Here is a 17,674-nt window from a genome sequence, read left to right as displayed (position 1 = left end):
AACGCCCGGCAAAAGCCGGGCGTTGTAAGCAAAAACAACGAGTTGTTAGCTGTTCAGTGCGACGGTTGGCTCAACAAAATCAAACTTCAGCGCTTCGGCCACAAACTCATTGGTCACCAGGCCGCGGTAAACGTTCAGGCCATTGCGCAGGTGCACATCGTCCAGCAAAGCCTGCTTGTAGCCTTTATTCGCCAGGCGGATAATGTAAGGCAGTGTCACGTTGTTCAGTGCAAAAGTAGAGGTGCGTGGTACGGCACCTGGCATATTGGCCACACAGTAGTGCACCACATCATCCACGATGTAGGTTGGATCAGCGTGCGTGGTTGGCTTGGATGTTTCCACGCAGCCACCCTGATCAATCGCCACATCAACAATGGCAGCACCTGGCTTCATCCGTTTGATGTGATCAGCCGTCACCAGTTTCGGTGCTGCAGCACCCGGTACCAGCACGCCACCAATCACCAGATCAGCAGCCAGCACTTCTTTTTCCAGCGCATCGGCAGTGGAGTACACTGCTTTTACCGCACCGTTAAACTGCGCATTGATGCGACGGAGTACATCAACACTGCGATCCAGCACAGTGACGTCAGCACCCAGGCCAACCGCCATTTGCGCAGCATTGGTACCGACCATACCGCCACCAATCACAACGACTTTAGCAGGGGCAACGCCAGGCACGCCACCTAACAACATGCCTAAACCGCCACAGGATTTTTCCAGTGCGCGGGCACCAGCCTGAATCGACATCCGGCCAGCCACTTCCGACATTGGCGCCAGCAGTGGTAAACCACCTTTGCTGTCGGTCACGGTTTCATAGGCAATGCAGACCGCTTTGCTTTTGATTAAGTCTTCCGTTTGTGGCAAATCCGGCGCCAGGTGCAGGTAAGTGAAGAGGATCTGGCCTTCACGCAGCATAGCGCGCTCAACAGCCTGAGGCTCTTTCACTTTCACAATCATCTCGGCTTTGGCAAACACCTCTGCTGCCGTAGCCAGTACTTCGGCACCGGCTTGCTGGTAGTCGTCGTCGGTAAAACCAATGCCGATGCCGGCGTTGTGCTCTACGCAAACCTGATGGCCGTGTTGGATCACCTCACGCACGCTGGCAGGGGTCATACCAACGCGGTATTCGTGGTTTTTAATTTCTTTAGGGATACCAATCAACATAACTGAATTACCTTTTTGTAGGGTGGTAAAATTTGGTGCTAGTATATAGTGAATTTTTCGGAATTAATGCCTGTTTTAATGCTTGAGCTTAGTGCATAATTCTGTTTTAAGGTGCATAAATAGAGTTTTCAACTACATGTTTTCTCAGAGCAAGAGCATCAAAAAGCTCGACAGAACCGATCGTAAGATTTTAGCTGAACTTCAGCGCGATGGCCGGGTTTCCAATGTCGAGCTTGCCAGGCGGGTAGGCTTAAGCCCAACCCCTTGTCTGGAAAGGGTTCGCAAGCTGGAAGCCGAACAATACATTCTGGGTTATACCGCTTTGGTCGATCCAGTGAAGGTAGGTGCTGCGCTGTTGGTGTTTGTCGAAATCACTTTAAGTAAAACCTCACCGGAAGATTTCGATGAATTTAGTAAAGCCGTGCAGAAGCTGGATGAAATTCAGGAATGCCATCTGGTGTCGGGTAGTTTCGACTTTTTATTAAAAACCCGGGTAAGCAACATGGCGGCTTATCGCGAACTCTTAGGTGAGACCTTGCTACGTTTGCCCAGTGTACGTGAAAGCCGGACCTACGTGGTGATGGAAGAGGTGAAACAAAGCAGTTTTGTGAAGCCATGATCCAGCACAGGTTCAGTTTAAGGTTCTAAAATAAACAATAGGGTGGAATTTCCGCCAGGCTAGGGCCAAACAGATGCATCCATGGTCGCAGTCTGGTATCTTTCACCAAGCGGTTAGGCAATGATTTATAACAACAGTGAGGCGCACTTTTGCCACGGATATCTTTCTTCAATTTAAACGGCATCCAGCGATTGCTGGAGGTTGGCCTGATTTTATGTTGTGGCCTGGCGTTGTTTTTATTGCTGGCACTGATTTCATTTAACCCGGCCGATCCCAGTTGGTCGCAAACCGGCTATCAGCATGGCGTTTCAAACTATGCCGGGCCCGTCGGTGCCTGGCTCGCTGATTTGTTGTTGTTTAGTTTTGGTTGGATCGCTTATTTAATTCCGGTATTGGTGGCTGGGGTAGGCTATTTGCTGTTCAAGCGTTTTCACCATGTGCTTGAGCTGGACTATCTGATCCTGGGGCTGCGCTTGATCGGTCTGCTGCTGACCATGATCAGTGCCACAGCAATCAGCAGCATGAACTTCAATGATATTTATTATTTTTCCTCCGGTGGTGTGGTGGGGGATGTTTTCAGTGGCCTGCTGCTGCCTTATTTGAATTTTGTTGGCACCACCTTGTTGCTGTTGTGTTTTTTCGCTACAGGCCTGACGCTGATGACCGGTATCTCCTGGTTTACTGTGATGGATGCGCTGGGAGCCTGGGTTTGGCAGGCCGGTTGCTGGCTGCTGCAGTTGCCTTCCTGGTTGCAGGACAAATGGCAGCAGAATCAGCGGGAAGTCGACGACAGCCGTGATAGTAAGCAGCTAGCTGTTGACGATGAATGGGCAACTGAGCCCAACCTCAATAAGCAGCCGGTTAGCAAAGCATTGACCACGAAAGCTGAGCGTAATGACTTTACCTTGCCGGTGCAGCCCCTGGAAGAGCGGGATGCCCGCGCCTTTTACAGTGTGGATGACCTGGCTGATGAGTCGCTGTCGTTCAGTGCTGTGGATGAGCCTGAACTGCCAGAACAAATTGAAAAAACATTGCGCCATACCGAGATCAAACCAAAAGCCGTTCGCTTGCCAGAGCCCGAGCCGGATGAGGACGACTCGCCAGAGTCCGAGCCGCATGCAGTGACCGAGCTGCCTGGGCTGGAACTGCTGGATCGGCCGGATAAAGCACAAAACCCGATTGACCCGGCTGATTTAGAGCGGGTATCACGACTGGTAGAAGCCAAACTGCTCGACTTTAATGTCGAAGCCAAGGTGGTTGGCGTGCATCCTGGCCCGGTCGTCACCCGATTCGAGCTGGATTTAGCGCCAGGTGTGAAAGTGAGCAAAATTACTGGCCTGGCCAAGGATTTAGCGCGTTCATTGTCAGCCATCAGCGTGCGGGTGGTGGAAGTGATCCCGGGCAAGTCGTTTATTGGCCTGGAGCTGCCCAACAAGCACCGTGAAATTGTGCGCTTGTCGGAAGTGATTGGCGACACGACCTTTGAACAGTCACGCTCCCCGTTAACCATGGTGCTCGGCAAAGACATCGCCGGTAAAGCCATGGTGGCTGATTTAGCCAAGATGCCGCACTTGCTGGTGGCAGGTACCACTGGCTCCGGTAAATCGGTCGGGGTCAATGTGATGATCTGCAGTATTTTGTACAAGTCCACGCCAGATGAAGTGCGCTTTTTGATGATCGACCCGAAAATGCTGGAACTGTCGATTTACGAGGGCATTCCGCACCTGCTGACCGAAGTAGTCACCGACATGAAAGACGCCGCCAATGGTCTGCGCTGGTGTGTCGGTGAAATGGAACGTCGTTATAAATTAATGTCTGCTCTTGGTGTGCGTAACTTAAAAGGCTACAACGCCAAGGTGAAAGAAGCTATTGCTGCTGGTCAGCCGTTGATCGATCCGCTGTGGAAACCTTCGGATGATATGCGCGATGAAGCGCCCAGGCTGGAGAAACTTCCCGCCATCGTGGTGGTGATTGATGAATTTGCCGATATGATGATGATTGTCGGTAAAAAAGTCGAAGAGCTGATAGCCCGTATTGCGCAAAAAGCCCGGGCGGCGGGTATTCACCTGATTTTGGCCACTCAGCGGCCTTCCGTCGATGTGATCACCGGCCTGATTAAGGCCAATATTCCAACCCGGATTGCCTTTCAGGTCAGCTCGAAAATTGACTCGCGCACTATCCTGGATCAGCAAGGAGCGGAAAGTTTGTTGGGGCAGGGCGATATGCTGTATCTGCCACCTGGCTCTGGCGTGCCCAACCGGGTGCATGGCGCCTTTGTTGATGATCATGAAGTGCATGCGGTCGTGGCCGACTGGAAACGCCGTGGCCAACCGAAATACATTGCTGAAATCTTGAGCGGTGAAACCACCGAAGAGAACTTATTGCCCGGCGAGACGCTCGAAGGGGATGAAGGCGAAGCGGATCCATTGTACGACCAGGCCGTGGCTTTTGTCACTGAAAGCCGCCGCGCTTCGGTCTCCGGAGTACAGCGTCGTTTTCGCATCGGTTACAACCGGGCAGCCCGTCTGGTAGAGCAAATGGAACACAGTGGAGTGGTCAGTGGTCCGGGCCATAATGGCAATCGTGAAGTACTGGCGCCACCGCCACCCAAGGGGAATTGATGAAATCATGGTTTTTGGCAGCAGGCTTGCTGCTAATCCCGGTTGTAGCCGGCACAGAGGCTATCACTGAGGCAACGGCTGAGCAGACAGGCTCTGCCGCGTCGCAAGCCTTACAACAGCAATTGGCAACCATGCCACGCTTTTATGCCCGTTTTGAGCAGCAGGTGTTTGATATGCAGCAGCAGTTGGTGCAGCAAGGAGAGGGTGAGCTGTGGCTGCAACAACCGGGTAAGTTTCGCTACCAAATGGAACTGCCGGAGCCTGTGTTGTTCGTTGGCGATGGGGAAACCCTATGGTATTACCATGAGCTGTTGGAGCAGGTGACCATTTACGATGCCAAGGCTGAGCTCGAGCGCACGCCTTTTACTTTATTAATGTCGAACGATGCCAGCTTATGGCAACAGTACCAGATCACACAGCTGGACGATGGTTACCGTATCCAGGCGGATGATCCAGCCAGCCCAGTGCAGTATTTGCAACTGCACTTTACCGCTACCGGCCTTACCAGCATGCAGGTGCTGGATTTAAACGGTCAGCGCAGCATGTTCCATTTTCAGCCACGGCCTGATGCGGGTTCGGACTTTGCTGCCGACTTGTTTCAGTTCCAACCGCCGGCTGATGTGGATATTGACGATCAAAGGTAATGCCCGGTGTCGACGCTGAACTTCGATTTTAGCGATGATATCAGGCCGCTCGCGGCAAGGCTTCGGCCTGAAACGCTGGCCGACTATGTGGGCCAGCAGCACTTGTTGGCGCCGGGTTTGCCGCTGCGCCAGGCCATTGAACAAGGTAAAGTATTCTCGCTGATCCTGTGGGGACCACCGGGCACCGGCAAAACCACGCTGGCAGAAATCATTGCCCGCCATGCCGATGCCGAGCTATGCAAATTATCGGCGGTCACCGCTGGCATCAAAGAAATTCGCGATGCCATCCAGCAAGCCAAAGAGCGCCAGCTGCAGTGGCAAAAGCGCACTTTGTTGTTTGTTGATGAGGTGCATCGCTTTAATAAAAGCCAGCAGGATGCGTTTTTACCACACATCGAAGATGGCACCATTGTATTTATCGGCGCTACCACTGAAAACCCATCCTTTGCCCTGAACAACGCGATTTTATCGCGTGCCCGGGTTTGTGTGCTTAATAAGCTCAGTGATGAAGAATTAAAGCCACTGATTGAGCGCGCTTTAACCGATAACGAGTTGGGCTTGGGTCGGCTGCAACTGACGTTGAGCGATGAAGCCGAAGCTTTATTGTTGCTGTTGGCCGGTGGTGATGCCCGTCAATTGCTGAACTTGCTGGAACTGATTGCTGAGTACAGCGCCGCATCCGGGCTGCAGCAGCCGGTGAGTGCCGAGCTGGTGCGTCAGCTGGTGCCGCGCAAGCTGCCAGGCTTTGATAATCAGGGCGATCAGTTTTACGACTTGATTTCAGCCTTTCATAAATCGGTGCGTGGCTCAGCACCCGATGCAGCTTTGTACTGGTACTGCCGTATTCTGGAAGGCGGCGGCGATCCGCTGTATGTCGCCAGGCGTTTGCTGGCGATAGCCAGTGAGGACATTGGTAATGCTGATCCCAGGGCGTTAACTCTGGCATTGAATGCCTGGGATACGTTTCAGCGGGTAGGCCCAGCTGAAGGCGAACGCGCCATTGCTCAGGCTGCGGTGTATCTGGCGCTGGCACCTAAAAGCAATGCTTTGTATTCGGCCTTTAAGCAAATGCGTCAGCTGGTGCGCGAGCAGCCGGATCATGCAGTGCCGCCTCATTTACGCAATGCGCCGACCAGGCTGATGAAAGAGCTCGGTTTTGGTGCAGAGTACCGCTATGCCCACAATGAAGAGGGGGCTTATGCCGCTGGTGAAAACTACCTGCCAGAAGCACTTTGCGATCTTCAAGTGTACCAGCCAACCGAGCGCGGTCTGGAAAAACAACTTGCTGAAAAAATGCGCTACTTGCAGCAATTGGATGCACAAAGTCCGAACAAACGCTATCGGCAATGATACACTATTGCCAGTTATTGTCTGATTGGCCTTAGAGGCCCTTTACCGGGAAGTTTGAACCCTTATGTTGGATGCAAAGTTTTTACGTGGCGACATCGCCCAAACCGCAGAACGCCTCGCCAGCCGTGGTTTTACACTGGATGTGGCTAGTTTAAGCCAGCTCGAGGAGCGTCGGCGCGAGCTGCAGGTACGGACTCAGGAGTTACAAAATCAGCGCAACAGCCGCTCCAAAGAGATTGGTCAGGCCAAAGCACGCGGTGAAGATATTGCCCCTTTGCTGCAGGAAGTCTCCGGACTTGGTGAGCAATTGGATACCGCCAAAACCGAGCTGGATCAGTTGCTGGCCGAGCTGGAACAGATCAGCCTGAGTATTCCCAATCTGCCGGACGACTCCGTGCCGGTTGGGGCAGATGAAGCAGCGAATGTCGAGGTGCGTCGTCACCTGGAGCCAACTTCATTTGAGTTCGAACCCAAAGATCATGTCGATTTAGGCGAAGCGCTGGATAAGGGCCTGGATTTTGAAAGTGCGGTCAAAGTATCCGGTTCACGCTTTGTGGTGATGCGTGGCCAGCTGGCGCGGCTGCATCGTGCACTGGCGCAGTTTATGCTGGATTTGCATACCAACGAGCATGGCTACACCGAAATGTACGTGCCTTACCTGGTCAACCATGACAGCCTTTACGGCACCGGCCAGTTGCCAAAATTTGGTGGTGACTTGTTCCATACCAAGCCTGCTACCGAAGAAGGTCAGGGCATGGCTTTGATCCCAACGGCGGAAGTGCCGCTGACCAATTTGGCGCGGGATACCATTTTTGACTTGGCTGAACTGCCGGTCAAAATGACCGCCCATACGCCGTGTTTTCGCAGCGAAGCCGGCTCGTATGGCCGGGATACCCGTGGCCTGATTCGCCAACATCAATTCGATAAAGTCGAGCTGGTGCAATTGGTGCACCCGGATCACTCGATGCAGGCGCTGGAAGACTTAACCAGCCATGCCGAGCGGGTGTTGCAGTTGTTGGAACTGCCTTACCGGGTGATGTTGCTTTGCACCGGTGATATGGGCTTTGGAGCCTGTAAAACTTACGATCTGGAAGTCTGGTTGCCGGCGCAACAAACCTACCGTGAGATCTCATCCTGCAGCAATATGGGTGACTTCCAGGCCCGCCGTATGCAGGCCCGGTTCCGGCTGGCGGAAGGCAAAAAGCCAGAGCTGCTGCATACCTTAAATGGCTCGGGTTTGGCCGTAGGGCGGACCTTGGTGGCGATTTTGGAGAACTACCAGCAAGCCGATGGTTCGATTCGGATACCAACGGTGCTGCAGCCTTATATGCAAGGGCAGGCAGTACTGAAGGCTAAAGGTCAGTAAGGGCCCAACCTGATGCCCGCCAAATCTGGCAACGAGCCTGGCAAAGATCCCGCGAAAAAGCCTGGCAAAGAGCCTGGCAAGGCAAGCAGTTCAAAGCGCCTGCAGCCAACCGCGCCGGATGTAAAAACACCAGCCCGGATCCGGCGCTGGTTGTACCGCTTGCTGTTGCTTGGGGTGGTATTGATAGCGGCCTTGTTTTTTCTTGAAGCGGTGCTTGGCATAGTGCGCGACAGCTTTTAAAGCGTCGCGACATGCGCTTGCGTGCCAGAAACGTTGAGTTGACTGGCTAGAGGCAGCGGGCGGGTTTGGGCAAGCCGGCAATGCGGGTGGCTTGCTTGGCCGGGCCATCCGGAAAGAGCAAAAACAGATATTTACTGCTGCCTTTTTCCGGGCCATAGTGCTGGGCCATCGCTTTGACCAATAGCCGGATGGCGGGAGAGGTTTGGTGTTGCTGATAAAAATCCCGTACAAAGTTCACTACTTCCCAATGCGCTTCAGTCAGTTCAATGCCTTCTTGGCTGGCAAAGTACTTAGCCAGCTCCTTGTTCCACAGCGATAAGTCTGCCAGATAACCGTGTTTATCCAGTGGGATAGATTGCCCATTCAGCATTAGTGCGGCCATAACACCACCTGTGAAGCTTGCGCGGCTAATTCCACCCAATCGCTATCGTCAATGGTTTGCCATGGCGCTTTCGCGTTGAGGCCGCGTGCGGTTAGATCCGTGGCCAGCACCCGCAAACGGCAGGGAAGCTCAGGCCAGGGAAGTGCCAGGCTGTAGCAGCCATCTTGCCGCAGTAACAACAGATCCTGTGGTGCTAATTGTGCTAGTAAGGATTGGGCTGGCAGCTCTGGGTAGATCCAGTGCACTAGTTTCATGGGGGCAAGTGTCATCGGAGCAAGCATCCTGTTAAAACGTAATTATTTGCCGGAAAAAAGCCAGCTGTTCAGTCATTTGCACTTTTGACAGCAGCGTGCATGGATAGCTTAGTTGCCTGGGTTCTGGCAGGTACAGAGCCAGGCTGTGCTGGCAGACCAAAGGCGCGGGCAACTCATACAGCTCGAATAAACCCAGCAGTTTACTGCAGTCTTTTAATTGCAGTGCACCTATATCAGCAGGTGCCTGCAGCAGGCAAACCGCCGGACCGCTCAACAGCAGCTGCACCGGGCTATCAACCGCTGCCAGTGCTAGCGTGTAGTCCAGTGCTTCACGGGCTGCACTGCTGTTGTAGGGGCTGCTTTGAAGCCAGATTAGAGTTGCCTGGCTCATCAGAATTGCACCAGTTTATCGCACTGACTTAGTCGCATCGCGTGTTCTGCCAGGCCCGCCAATTCATAGCCAGCGCCAAGCTGTGGTGGCTGTAGGGAAACGCCACGTTTTTCCGCTGCCGTGCTGCAAAACAGCAAAGGGATCCGTTGTTGTTGGCAAAAATCTGCCAGCAAAGCGGCGGCATTGGGCTCATCAGAGGGTAAGTCGATGGCGGCACTGGCTGCCAGTACTGCATCCTGGTACAAAAAGATGTGCTCCACCTGATGATTTGCTTGCACCGCTGCTTTGGCAAAACGCAGGCAGCTTTGAAAGGCCTGGCTGGCAAAAGGCGAATGGGTCAGCAGCAGGGCAAAAGTAGTCATCGTGGCCTCAAAAAAAAATGCCTCACACAAAGGAGGCATTTTACTGGAAAACAAGCCAACGACAAAGCGTCTGTGTCGGCTGTGATTTAATCGTTGTTCAGTACACCCAGCAGGCTTAGCAGGTGAACAAAAATATTAAAGATGTTCAGGTAAAGCGCTACGGTGGCACGAATGTAGTTGGTCTCACCGCCATGAATGATACGGCTGGTATCAAACAGAATCAGACCAGACATGATCAGAATCACGGCTGAACTGATGGCCAGAGACATGGCCGGAATTTGCAGGAACAAATTCGCCAGAATTGCCAGCAGCACTACAATCAGGCCAACAAACAGGAAGCCACCCATAAAGGAAAAGTCTTTGCGGGTAGTCAGGGCGTAGGCTGACAGGGAGAAGAAAATCACCGCGGTACCGGCTAAGGCCTGCATAATCAGGCTTGGGCCATTGGCCAGGCCCACGTAGTAATTCAGCATTGGGCCGAGTGAAGCGCCAAACAGGGCGGTGAAGGCAAAAACCCAGATAATGCCGCTGGCTTTATCGGCCTGCTTGTTCACAACAAACAGCAACACAAAACCGGCAATCATGCAGACCAAAGAGGCCATAGGCGAAATATTTAAAGCCATAGCAAAAACGGCAGCAATAGCACTGACTGCCAACGTCATGCCAAGCAAAAAATAGGTATTGCGAAGTACTTTGTTAATTTCTACACCACGGCTCACCGAGCTGATGGTTTGGGTTTCTCTGTAAGACATACAGGTCTCCTTGTACATTGGTTGCGTAATCAACAGAACCAGAACGTAGTTAATGCTTTGATAACTATCATACCTGCTAAGTTCCCGGAGCTCTAGTGATTCCGAAGCAAAACTGAGATAGAAAAACCAAATTGATGAAAAATTGGCTGGCTGAACCGAAGAATGATAAAAAGGACTTTTCTTTCAGCAGCAAACTGATTAGTATACGCCTCGCTGGAGGGATGGCAGAGCGGTTGAATGCACCGGTCTTGAAAACCGGCGTGGGTTAATAGCCCACCGAGAGTTCGAATCTCTCTCCCTCCGCCATTTTTACCGGTTGGCTAAGCCCGCTAAAAATGAAGTGTAGTTTAGCCCCCAGTACCGTATTGGGTTGTGCCGGAGGGATGGCAGAGCGGTTGAATGCACCGGTCTTGAAAACCGGCGTGGGTTAATAGCCCACCGAGAGTTCGAATCTCTCTCCCTCCGCCATTTTCCTGGGCTTTTTATGCCACCCTGTTGTTCACTCGTCCAAAGTTTTATTTCCATCTTGTCAATCAATCTGGCAGACTAAGCCCGCTTTGTATTATCGATTAAAATTTACTGCGCTAAGTGCAGTAACAAGTCGAGTTAATGGCTGTTCTCGACTAAGCTATACATATAACGAAAAACTAAACCAGTGAAGCGGAGAAGCAGCTTGATTAACGTACTTATTGTCGATGATCACGAGCTTGTTCGAACTGGCATCAGTCGCATTCTTAAGGACGAGCGTGGTATCAAGGTGATAGGCGAAGCTGGTACCGGCGAAGAAGCTCTGCAATTTTGTCGTCAACAGGAACCTGACGTGGTGTTGATGGATATGAATATGCCTGGCATGGGCGGCATGACGGCCACCAAACGGATTTTGCACTTTTGCCCGGATGTCAAAGTGCTGGCACTGTCGGTCACTTGCGAAGAACCGGTGCCTACCAAGGTGATGCAGCTGGGTGCTGCCGGTTTTATCTCGAAAAATGCGGCTCCTTCTGAAGTGATTTCGGCGATCCGTAAAGTGCACTCGGGTGTGCGCCATATTTCCGATGAAGTGGCGCAAAAGATGGCGCTGAGCAAGCTGAATCATCAGGGCCAGAACCCGTTCGATGAACTGTCGGATCGGGAACTGCAAATCATGCTGATGATCACCCGGGGCGAAAAGGTCAATGATATTGCAACCCAATTGAATGTTAGCGCTAAAACGGTGAACTCCTACCGCTACCGGATGTTTGAAAAGTTGGCCATCAACGGCGATGTGGAACTGACGCATCTGGCGCTGCGCCATGGCATGATCGATATTGCTAAGGCGTGATGCTTTGTGGTGATGAGCAAACCCGCGAAAGACCTGCGGACAGTTGATGATGTTTGACGCAAAAACCTTTATGCAGTCGGTACCCCAACAACCAGGGGTGTACCGAATGCTTAACGCCAAAGGCATCGTCATCTATGTTGGCAAAGCCAAAAATTTAAAGAAGCGGCTTAGCAGTTACTTCCGTGCTCAGGTTGACAGCATTAAAACCAGAGCCCTGGTGAGTCAGATAGCCCAAGTCGAATTGACGCTCACCCACAGCGAAACCGAAGCGCTGTTGCTGGAAAACAACCTGATCAAAGCGCACCGGCCGAAGTACAATATTCTGCTGCGTGATGATAAATCCTACCCCTACATTATTTTGACTGAGCATAAGCATCCCAGGTTGATGTCGCACCGCGGCGCCCGCTCGGTTAAAGGCCAGTATTTTGGCCCTTATCCCAATGCTGGCGCTGTTTGGCAAAGCCTGAAGCTGATGCAGAAAATTTTCCCTATTCGCCAGTGCGAAGACAGTTATTACCAGGCCCGCACCAGGCCTTGCCTGCAATACCAGCTTAAGCTGTGTTCAGCCCCTTGTGTCGGTAAAATTTCGGATGCGGAGTATCAGGAACAGGTGCGGCTGGCACGGTTGTTTTTAACCGGCAAAGATCAGCAGATCATCGCTGATCTGGTGCAGCAGATGGAGCAGGCCAGTCAGGATCTGGCTTTTGAAAAGGCAGCCCGGTTGCGTGATCAAATTCAGGCCCTGCGGCGGGTGCAGGAGCAACAGTCGGTCAGTGGCGATCACGAAGAGATGGATGTGATCGGTTTTTGTTTTATGCATGGTGTGGCTGCGGTGCATGTGCTGTTTATCCGCCAGCACAAGGTGATCGGCAGCAAAACCTATTTTCCCAAGTTGCCGGCCAATACCAATGAAGAAGAAATTTTGCCGGCTTTTCTGATGCAATTTTATTTGCAGCGCATGGGTGGCCAGCAAGTACCCAAAGATATTGTCCTTAGTCAGCTGCCAGAGGGGATGCAGGCATTGCAAACGGCCATCTCTGAGCTGGCCGGACGTAAAGTGCGATTGAATTCAGCGCAGCGTGGTGAAAAAGCACGTTACCTTGAGTTAGCCAGTAAAAATGCCCGTATTGCTTGCGATGGTAAAATAAGCCAGAGCCAGAAAGTCGGGCTGGGCTATCAGGCACTCAGCGAATTGTTTCAGCCCAAAGCTGCTATCCGTCAGATGGAGTGTTTTGATATCAGCCATACCATGGGGCAGGAGACCATCGCCTCCTGCGTGGTGTTTGATGATAAAGGGGCCAATAAAACCCTGTACCGGCGTTATAATGTAAAAGGGATCACGGCTGGTGATGACTATGCCGCGATGGATTTTGCGCTGCAAAAGCGCTACGGCAAGTTGACGGATGAAAGCCTGCTGCCCGATCTGGTGGTGATTGATGGCGGCAAAGGCCAGTTGCAGCGGGCGATTGACTTCTTCAGCAGTACCCGCTTTGATCGGCTGCCACTGCTGATGGGGGTTGCCAAAGGCGAAGGACGAAAGCCAGGGCTTGAAACTCTATTGATCCCGGGCCAGCCGGACATCCATTTGCCGGTTGAGCATCCGGCATTGCATTTGATCCAACAGATACGGGACGAGGCGCACCGTTTTGCCATTACCGGACATCGCAATAAGCGCGGCAAAACATTACTGAAAAGTCCGCTGGAGCAAATCTCAGGCATAGGCCCGAAACGGCGTCAGGCGTTACTGCAGTATTTAGGGGGCTTGCAAGGGGTGCAGCAGGCCAGTGTCGAAGAATTGAGCAAAGTGCCTGGAATTTCCCGGCATCAAGCCGAAACCATTTACCAGCAGCTGCATAGCAAGTAGCATAGGATGAATTCTGCAATGAGATGTCGTGCATGATCAATATTCCCAATCTTTTGACGCTGTTTCGCCTGCTGTTGATCCCAGTGTTTTTATGGCTTTTTTATTCCGGGCTCGAAACTGCGAAATTCTGGGCGGCGCTGGTGTTCGTACTAGCAGCCATTACCGATGCGCTGGATGGCTACCTGGCCAGAAAGCTGGAGCAATCCACCCCCTTTGGGGCCTTTTTGGACCCGGTAGCCGATAAGGTGATGGTAGTCATGGCGCTGGTGCTGGTAACAGTGGACTTGCAAACACTGTGGATGACGATACCGGCACTGATTATGATCAGCCGGGAAATCATTATTTCTGCGCTTCGGGAATGGATGGCGGGCCTGGGCCGCCGTGCCAGTGTAGCGGTATCGGGCAGCGGTAAGCTTAAAACCATTTTTCAGATGGTGGCGTTGATTGGCCTGATCTGGCAGCCGGCCGCTGCCTGGTTAAGCTGGGTGATGCCGCTGAGCTGGGGGTTACTCTACATCGCAACCTTGCTTACTTTTACTTCCATGGTGCAGTATGTCTATGCCTCCAGAAACGACTTTGGCAGCGAGCCGCAGTAGGGTGCCAGCCAGGCAGCTAAAAAAATAAGCAGTCGATCAACAATGTGACAATTTGTTGTTGACTGACTGCTTGAAACCAGTAGAATGCGTCACGTGCTCAGGCACATGTGCAGGACAACGCGAGTTTAGCTCAGCTGGTAGAGCGCGACCTTGCCAAGGTCGAGGTCACGAGTTCGAACCTCGTAACTCGCTCCAATTTACATAGCGTAAATCCTCACAGTTGGCGGGTTGGCAGAGTGGCCATGCAGCGGATTGCAAATCCGTCCACCTCGGTTCGACTCCGGGACCCGCCTCCATTGTTTGATGAACAAACTGATACAAAACGTTGTCTGCCCGGGTGGTGAAATCGGTAGACACAAGGGATTTAAAATCCCTCGGGGGAAACCCCGTGCCGGTTCAAGTCCGGCCCCGGGCACCATAACTCTAAGATTTGTAAGAGTTTTTTTTCAAAGTTGGATTGGCATCCAACGGCGTGGAACGTCAATGTGCTTTCTATGTGCAGTAAAAATGCGAGTATAGCTCAGCTGGTAGAGCGCGACCTTGCCAAGGTCGAGGTCACGAGTTCGAACCTCGTTACTCGCTCCAATCTCCCAATCCCCCGTTTTAACCCGCCTCTAAGGCGTTTTAATCAACAATCTGACATTTCCTCAACACGCAGACTAATCCGGCCTTTATCAAGCTAATTTTTGGCTAGCCCCTTGTGCTGGTACTTTGTGGCACTATGATCTAACTATGCCTTCCCCGGTCCATATCCGGTCATTTGCTTTGTGATTTCAGTTGGTAACGGCTGAGCTCTGGTCACGAAGGCGAGTTTGCTGGTAAAGTGGGTTTTGCATTGTTTGTTGCGAGTGTTGAAGGGGCTTCAGTCAGGTCTTCCTGTCTTTGTCCGGTCTTGCGCTTGCGGTGAAGGTAACCTTAATTACAATCAGCGACCGAACTGATTGAAATATATTTGGAAAAGAATGAGATCACCAAAAACAGTGAAGGCTTTGGAAGAGCTTGGACGTGTTCGTCTGTCTGATTCCTTCTTTATGCGGGATTTTTTGCATTCAGAGATATCGCAAATTGAAGGGATACCTAATATTCCTGATTTTCCAGACGTAGCGATTGAGGCAGGGAAAAACTTGTGTCAAAAGGTGCTGGAACCAATTCAAAGCCAGTTTGGGCGGGTTAGCATTCGCTCTGCTTACCGTTCACCGGCAGTGAATGCTAAAGGTGCTGAAAACGGCAATCAATACAATTGTGCTCGAAATGAAGCTAATTACGCCGGTCACATTTGGGATTATCGTGATGAAGATGGGTTTATGGGGGCCACGGCATGTATAGTGGTAAACCGGTTTATCCCATATTTCGAAGAGACTGGTCATTGGCAAGCATTGGCCTGGTGGATACATGATCATATCCCGGAATACTCTTCAATGAACTTTTTTCCGACGCTAGCTGCGTTTAATCTGTCTTGGCATGAACAACCAAAGAAGGTGATTAAAAGTCATATTCCGGGCTCTAAAGGCATTTTGACCAAGCCTGGCATGGACAATTTCTCTGGTGATCATTCAAGTGAGTATCTGCGCTTAATTAAGTTTGTTCGATAAGTGCTATTTTGAAAGTAACGGTAAAAGTTTTAATTGGGACTCTATGAGATTTTCGTCTTTTTTTTGCATCGTATATTTTGTTGGTTTTGCAACTTCAGTAGCTGCTATTGACTTTGATGTGCGATTTGTTGACCCTCCAGGGCAAGGGTTTCATAGTACTGAGCCTTTTTCAGGGCATGGTGGGAATCAGGCAACCACACTGGGGGAAGCGCGTAAAAACGTTTTGTTTCGTGCGGTGGATATGGTGAGATCTCAGGTGTATGGTAGCGGGACTATTGTTTGGGAAGTTCAATTTCAAGAAATTGAAGGTTATGGTGCCTTAACTTTGGGTCCCTCATTCTCTGAGTTGACCCATTTACCATCAAGTGATGAAAACATTTCTGGCTTTGATTTTGAAGTCGGTCGTCATTACCCATCTACATTAATGTTAGCTTTAACCAATAAACAACGTTCTTTTGGTGATGAAAATGATGCAGATGCTGAAACCCTATTTTCAGAATATGGTAGCTATTACGGTTATGATGCAGATGATGTAAGGCATAGTTTTTTGGCTGTTGTACTTCACGAGTTGGTTCATGTTTTAGGCTTTACTGACTTAAAGTGTTTAACCAACTGTATTCCTGAACCATCAAGCCAAAAAACACACTTCTCCCGTTTGGTTTATGGCGAGAGTAACCCTGTAGATGAGATGAGCATTGACGAAATGCTTCCATTTTATGTATCGGGTAACAAGTTGTGGTTTAAAGGCTCTGAAGCTACAAAACAGGCTGCTGTATCGAATCTTACTGGTGGGCATACGGATGGTAAACTTCATCTTCACGCCGAGCTCCCATATACTGGGCAAAATGGCAGTCACTTTGCACCGCATATGTACCCTGCCCAGTTAATGTATTCTGCAGGTGCTAATACAACTGAGTTCGGCATGGCTGCTTATGTCCTGTGTGATATTGGCTGGTGTGCTGGCACAGGTAAGGTACAAGATCTTGCGGTTATGCTGGAACTTGATCCAGGATTCTCAAATGAGCCTACCACAGTCACAGGGTACTTATTAAACTCCAGCAATTCTTTGCTACGCAAACCAGAATTGGAGCTGAATATTCCAGCTAATATTGAGTTGTCAAATTTACCTACTGACTGTTCGCTAAATCAAACACTGTTACGCTGCTCTTATGATAGTATAACCGAAGGGCAAAAGCAGGAATTCAGTTTTACACTGACCGCAGCAAGTGGCACATACCACCTATATGGAAGGGCTTATGCCAGAGATTATATAGTTGATCCTAATGGTGCCAATAATATTATTGATATCACTTTTGATATTACTGAGCGCTTACCTTTAACGCTAAGCGTAGGCTCTGATTTAGAAGTTGCCCCGAATGCTGAAGTAACACTAACTGCAACAGCTAGTGGCGGTACAAGTCCATATCAGTATGAGTGGCAGCAGTTGTCCGGACCGGAAGTTAGTCTTGAACTAAACGACAATACTGCAAGATTTAGAGCGCCAAGCGTATCTACAACAACTGAATTAGTGTTCAGAGGTCAAGTAAGTGATGGTCAAAACACACAGACCGATGAACTCAAAGTTACTGTTATTGTCCCGGTTACGCCGATTGAGAGTGAACAAAAATCGTCCGCTGGAGCCTTCAGCAGCCTATCAATTCTATTACTTGGCTTTTTTGTGGTTTTTACGAGACGAAAAAGAAGCATGCATTATCGTTGACGATCTTGCTATTGCTCTTCGTTCGTTCAGTGCATGAAAAGCTGAAAGTGTTTGTACCTTTTTAGGTCAGGCACCAGATAAGCTTTGTGTTGATTTTCGAATATGTGTAGTTCATGTGCAATGTTGCAGCAAATGTTGACCATTTCGGGCCAATCTAGCGACCTTACTCAAGGCTAAAATGAGCACAAACCTAAACAGCATGAGTTGTGTAAGCGTTTTAAAATCCCTCGAGGGAAACCTCGTGCCGGTTCAAGTCCGGCCCCGGGCACCATTTACTGCAACCTGAGCAGTAAATCAGATACGCGAGTTTAGCTCAGCTGGTAGAGCGCGACCTTGCCAAGGTCGAGGTCACGAGTTCGAACCTCGTAACTCGCTCCAAATTCTAAGAAAAAGCAGCCTAATGGCTGCTTCAGATTACTGACAAACCCCTGACAGAGCT

At 50.8% G+C, this 17,674-nt stretch carries 17 protein-coding genes and 7 tRNA genes; 18 read left to right on the top strand and 6 right to left on the bottom strand.

Going from position 1 to position 17,674, the window contains the following annotated elements; genetic code table 11:
• Window positions 1–45: 45 nt before the first annotated feature.
• Window positions 46–1,164: an alanine dehydrogenase gene (gene ald, locus QWY20_RS17950; RefSeq protein ID WP_330130356.1), complete on the bottom strand. Its 1,119-nt coding sequence runs from the start codon at window positions 1,162–1,164 to the stop codon at window positions 46–48.
• 136 nt (window positions 1,165–1,300) lie between these two features.
• Between ald and lrp the strand changes: the two genes are divergently transcribed.
• The 6 genes from lrp to QWY20_RS17920 all read left to right on the top strand — a co-directional run bounded on the left by lrp (window position 1,301) and on the right by QWY20_RS17920 (window position 8,004).
• Complete coding sequence (lrp, locus tag QWY20_RS17945; protein ID WP_330130355.1) at window positions 1,301–1,783, top strand: leucine-responsive transcriptional regulator Lrp; 483 nt, start codon at window positions 1,301–1,303, stop codon at window positions 1,781–1,783.
• A 149-nt stretch (window positions 1,784–1,932) separates the two neighbouring features.
• Window positions 1,933–4,404, top strand: coding sequence for a DNA translocase FtsK (locus QWY20_RS17940; protein WP_330130354.1), 2,472 nt, complete (start codon window positions 1,933–1,935; stop codon window positions 4,402–4,404).
• Window positions 4,404–5,048: an outer membrane lipoprotein chaperone LolA gene (lolA, locus tag QWY20_RS17935; protein WP_330130353.1), complete on the top strand. Its 645-nt coding sequence runs from the start codon at window positions 4,404–4,406 to the stop codon at window positions 5,046–5,048. The genes QWY20_RS17940 and lolA overlap by 1 nt, the downstream gene beginning before the upstream one ends.
• A 6-nt stretch (window positions 5,049–5,054) precedes the next feature.
• Window positions 5,055–6,398, top strand: coding sequence for a replication-associated recombination protein A (locus QWY20_RS17930; RefSeq protein ID WP_330130352.1), 1,344 nt, complete (start codon window positions 5,055–5,057; stop codon window positions 6,396–6,398).
• A 64-nt stretch (window positions 6,399–6,462) separates the two neighbouring features.
• Window positions 6,463–7,764, top strand: coding sequence for a serine--tRNA ligase (serS, locus tag QWY20_RS17925; RefSeq protein WP_330130351.1), 1,302 nt, complete (start codon window positions 6,463–6,465; stop codon window positions 7,762–7,764).
• 12 nt (window positions 7,765–7,776) lie between these two features.
• Entirely contained in the window at window positions 7,777–8,004 is a 228-nt protein-coding gene (locus tag QWY20_RS17920; RefSeq protein ID WP_330130350.1) for a hypothetical protein, read from the top strand.
• 46 nt (window positions 8,005–8,050) lie between these two features.
• Here the strand turns inward: QWY20_RS17920 and QWY20_RS17915 are convergent, their stop codons facing one another.
• The 5 genes from QWY20_RS17915 to QWY20_RS17895 all read right to left on the bottom strand — a co-directional run bounded on the left by QWY20_RS17915 (window position 8,051) and on the right by QWY20_RS17895 (window position 10,145).
• Window positions 8,051–8,386, bottom strand: a complete 336-nt coding sequence (locus QWY20_RS17915) for a TusE/DsrC/DsvC family sulfur relay protein (protein WP_330130349.1) — start codon at window positions 8,384–8,386, stop codon at window positions 8,051–8,053.
• Window positions 8,374–8,655: a DsrH/TusB family sulfur metabolism protein gene (locus tag QWY20_RS17910; protein ID WP_330130348.1), complete on the bottom strand. Its 282-nt coding sequence runs from the start codon at window positions 8,653–8,655 to the stop codon at window positions 8,374–8,376. The genes QWY20_RS17915 and QWY20_RS17910 overlap by 13 nt, the downstream gene beginning before the upstream one ends.
• A 16-nt stretch (window positions 8,656–8,671) precedes the next feature.
• Window positions 8,672–9,031, bottom strand: coding sequence for a DsrE family protein (locus QWY20_RS17905; RefSeq protein ID WP_330130347.1), 360 nt, complete (start codon window positions 9,029–9,031; stop codon window positions 8,672–8,674).
• Entirely contained in the window at window positions 9,031–9,393 is a 363-nt protein-coding gene (gene tusD, locus QWY20_RS17900) for a sulfurtransferase complex subunit TusD (RefSeq protein WP_330130346.1), read from the bottom strand. Before tusD ends, QWY20_RS17905 begins: the two co-directional genes overlap by 1 nt.
• Window positions 9,394–9,479: 86 nt before the next feature.
• Window positions 9,480–10,145 (bottom strand): Bax inhibitor-1/YccA family protein, encoded by a 666-nt coding sequence (locus QWY20_RS17895; RefSeq protein WP_330130345.1) that lies wholly within the window; start codon window positions 10,143–10,145, stop codon window positions 9,480–9,482.
• Window positions 10,146–10,360: 215 nt separating this feature from the next.
• On the opposite strand from QWY20_RS17895, the gene QWY20_RS17890 reads away from it, so the two are divergent.
• The 12 genes from QWY20_RS17890 to QWY20_RS17835 all read left to right on the top strand — a co-directional run bounded on the left by QWY20_RS17890 (window position 10,361) and on the right by QWY20_RS17835 (window position 17,613).
• Window positions 10,361–10,451, top strand: a tRNA-Ser gene (locus QWY20_RS17890).
• A 71-nt stretch (window positions 10,452–10,522) separates the two neighbouring features.
• Window positions 10,523–10,613, top strand: a tRNA-Ser gene (locus QWY20_RS17885).
• 205 nt (window positions 10,614–10,818) lie between these two features.
• On the top strand, window positions 10,819–11,463 hold the full coding sequence (gene uvrY / locus QWY20_RS17880) for a UvrY/SirA/GacA family response regulator transcription factor (protein ID WP_330130344.1): 645 nt from the start codon (window positions 10,819–10,821) through the stop codon (window positions 11,461–11,463).
• Between the two features lie 49 nt (window positions 11,464–11,512).
• A complete protein-coding gene (gene uvrC / locus QWY20_RS17875) occupies window positions 11,513–13,327 on the top strand; it encodes an excinuclease ABC subunit UvrC (protein WP_330130357.1) in 1,815 nt (604 codons plus the stop codon).
• A gap of 32 nt (window positions 13,328–13,359) precedes the next feature.
• Window positions 13,360–13,923 carry a CDP-diacylglycerol--glycerol-3-phosphate 3-phosphatidyltransferase gene (gene pgsA, locus QWY20_RS17870; RefSeq protein WP_330130343.1) on the top strand — a complete coding sequence of 188 codons (564 nt, stop codon included), beginning with the start codon at window positions 13,360–13,362 and terminating at the stop codon, window positions 13,921–13,923.
• A 119-nt stretch (window positions 13,924–14,042) separates the two neighbouring features.
• Window positions 14,043–14,118: transfer RNA gene (locus tag QWY20_RS17865), tRNA-Gly, on the top strand.
• A gap of 27 nt (window positions 14,119–14,145) precedes the next feature.
• Window positions 14,146–14,219: transfer RNA gene (locus QWY20_RS17860), tRNA-Cys, on the top strand.
• A 35-nt stretch (window positions 14,220–14,254) separates the two neighbouring features.
• Window positions 14,255–14,341, top strand: a tRNA-Leu gene (locus QWY20_RS17855).
• Between the two features lie 91 nt (window positions 14,342–14,432).
• Window positions 14,433–14,508: transfer RNA gene (locus QWY20_RS17850), tRNA-Gly, on the top strand.
• 377 nt (window positions 14,509–14,885) lie between these two features.
• Entirely contained in the window at window positions 14,886–15,515 is a 630-nt protein-coding gene (locus QWY20_RS17845; RefSeq protein ID WP_330130342.1) for a peptidase M15, read from the top strand.
• 43 nt (window positions 15,516–15,558) lie between these two features.
• Window positions 15,559–17,235 carry a PKD domain-containing protein gene (locus tag QWY20_RS17840; protein ID WP_330130341.1) on the top strand — a complete coding sequence of 559 codons (1,677 nt, stop codon included), beginning with the start codon at window positions 15,559–15,561 and terminating at the stop codon, window positions 17,233–17,235.
• Window positions 17,236–17,537: 302 nt separating this feature from the next.
• Window positions 17,538–17,613, top strand: a tRNA-Gly gene (locus QWY20_RS17835).
• Window positions 17,614–17,674: the final 61 nt, after the last annotated feature.

It is taken from the genome of Alkalimonas cellulosilytica, assembly GCF_036325985.1.
Lineage (GTDB): Bacteria > Pseudomonadota > Gammaproteobacteria > Enterobacterales > Alteromonadaceae > Alkalimonas > Alkalimonas cellulosilytica.
This window is presented reverse-complemented; position numbering and strand designations above follow the sequence as displayed.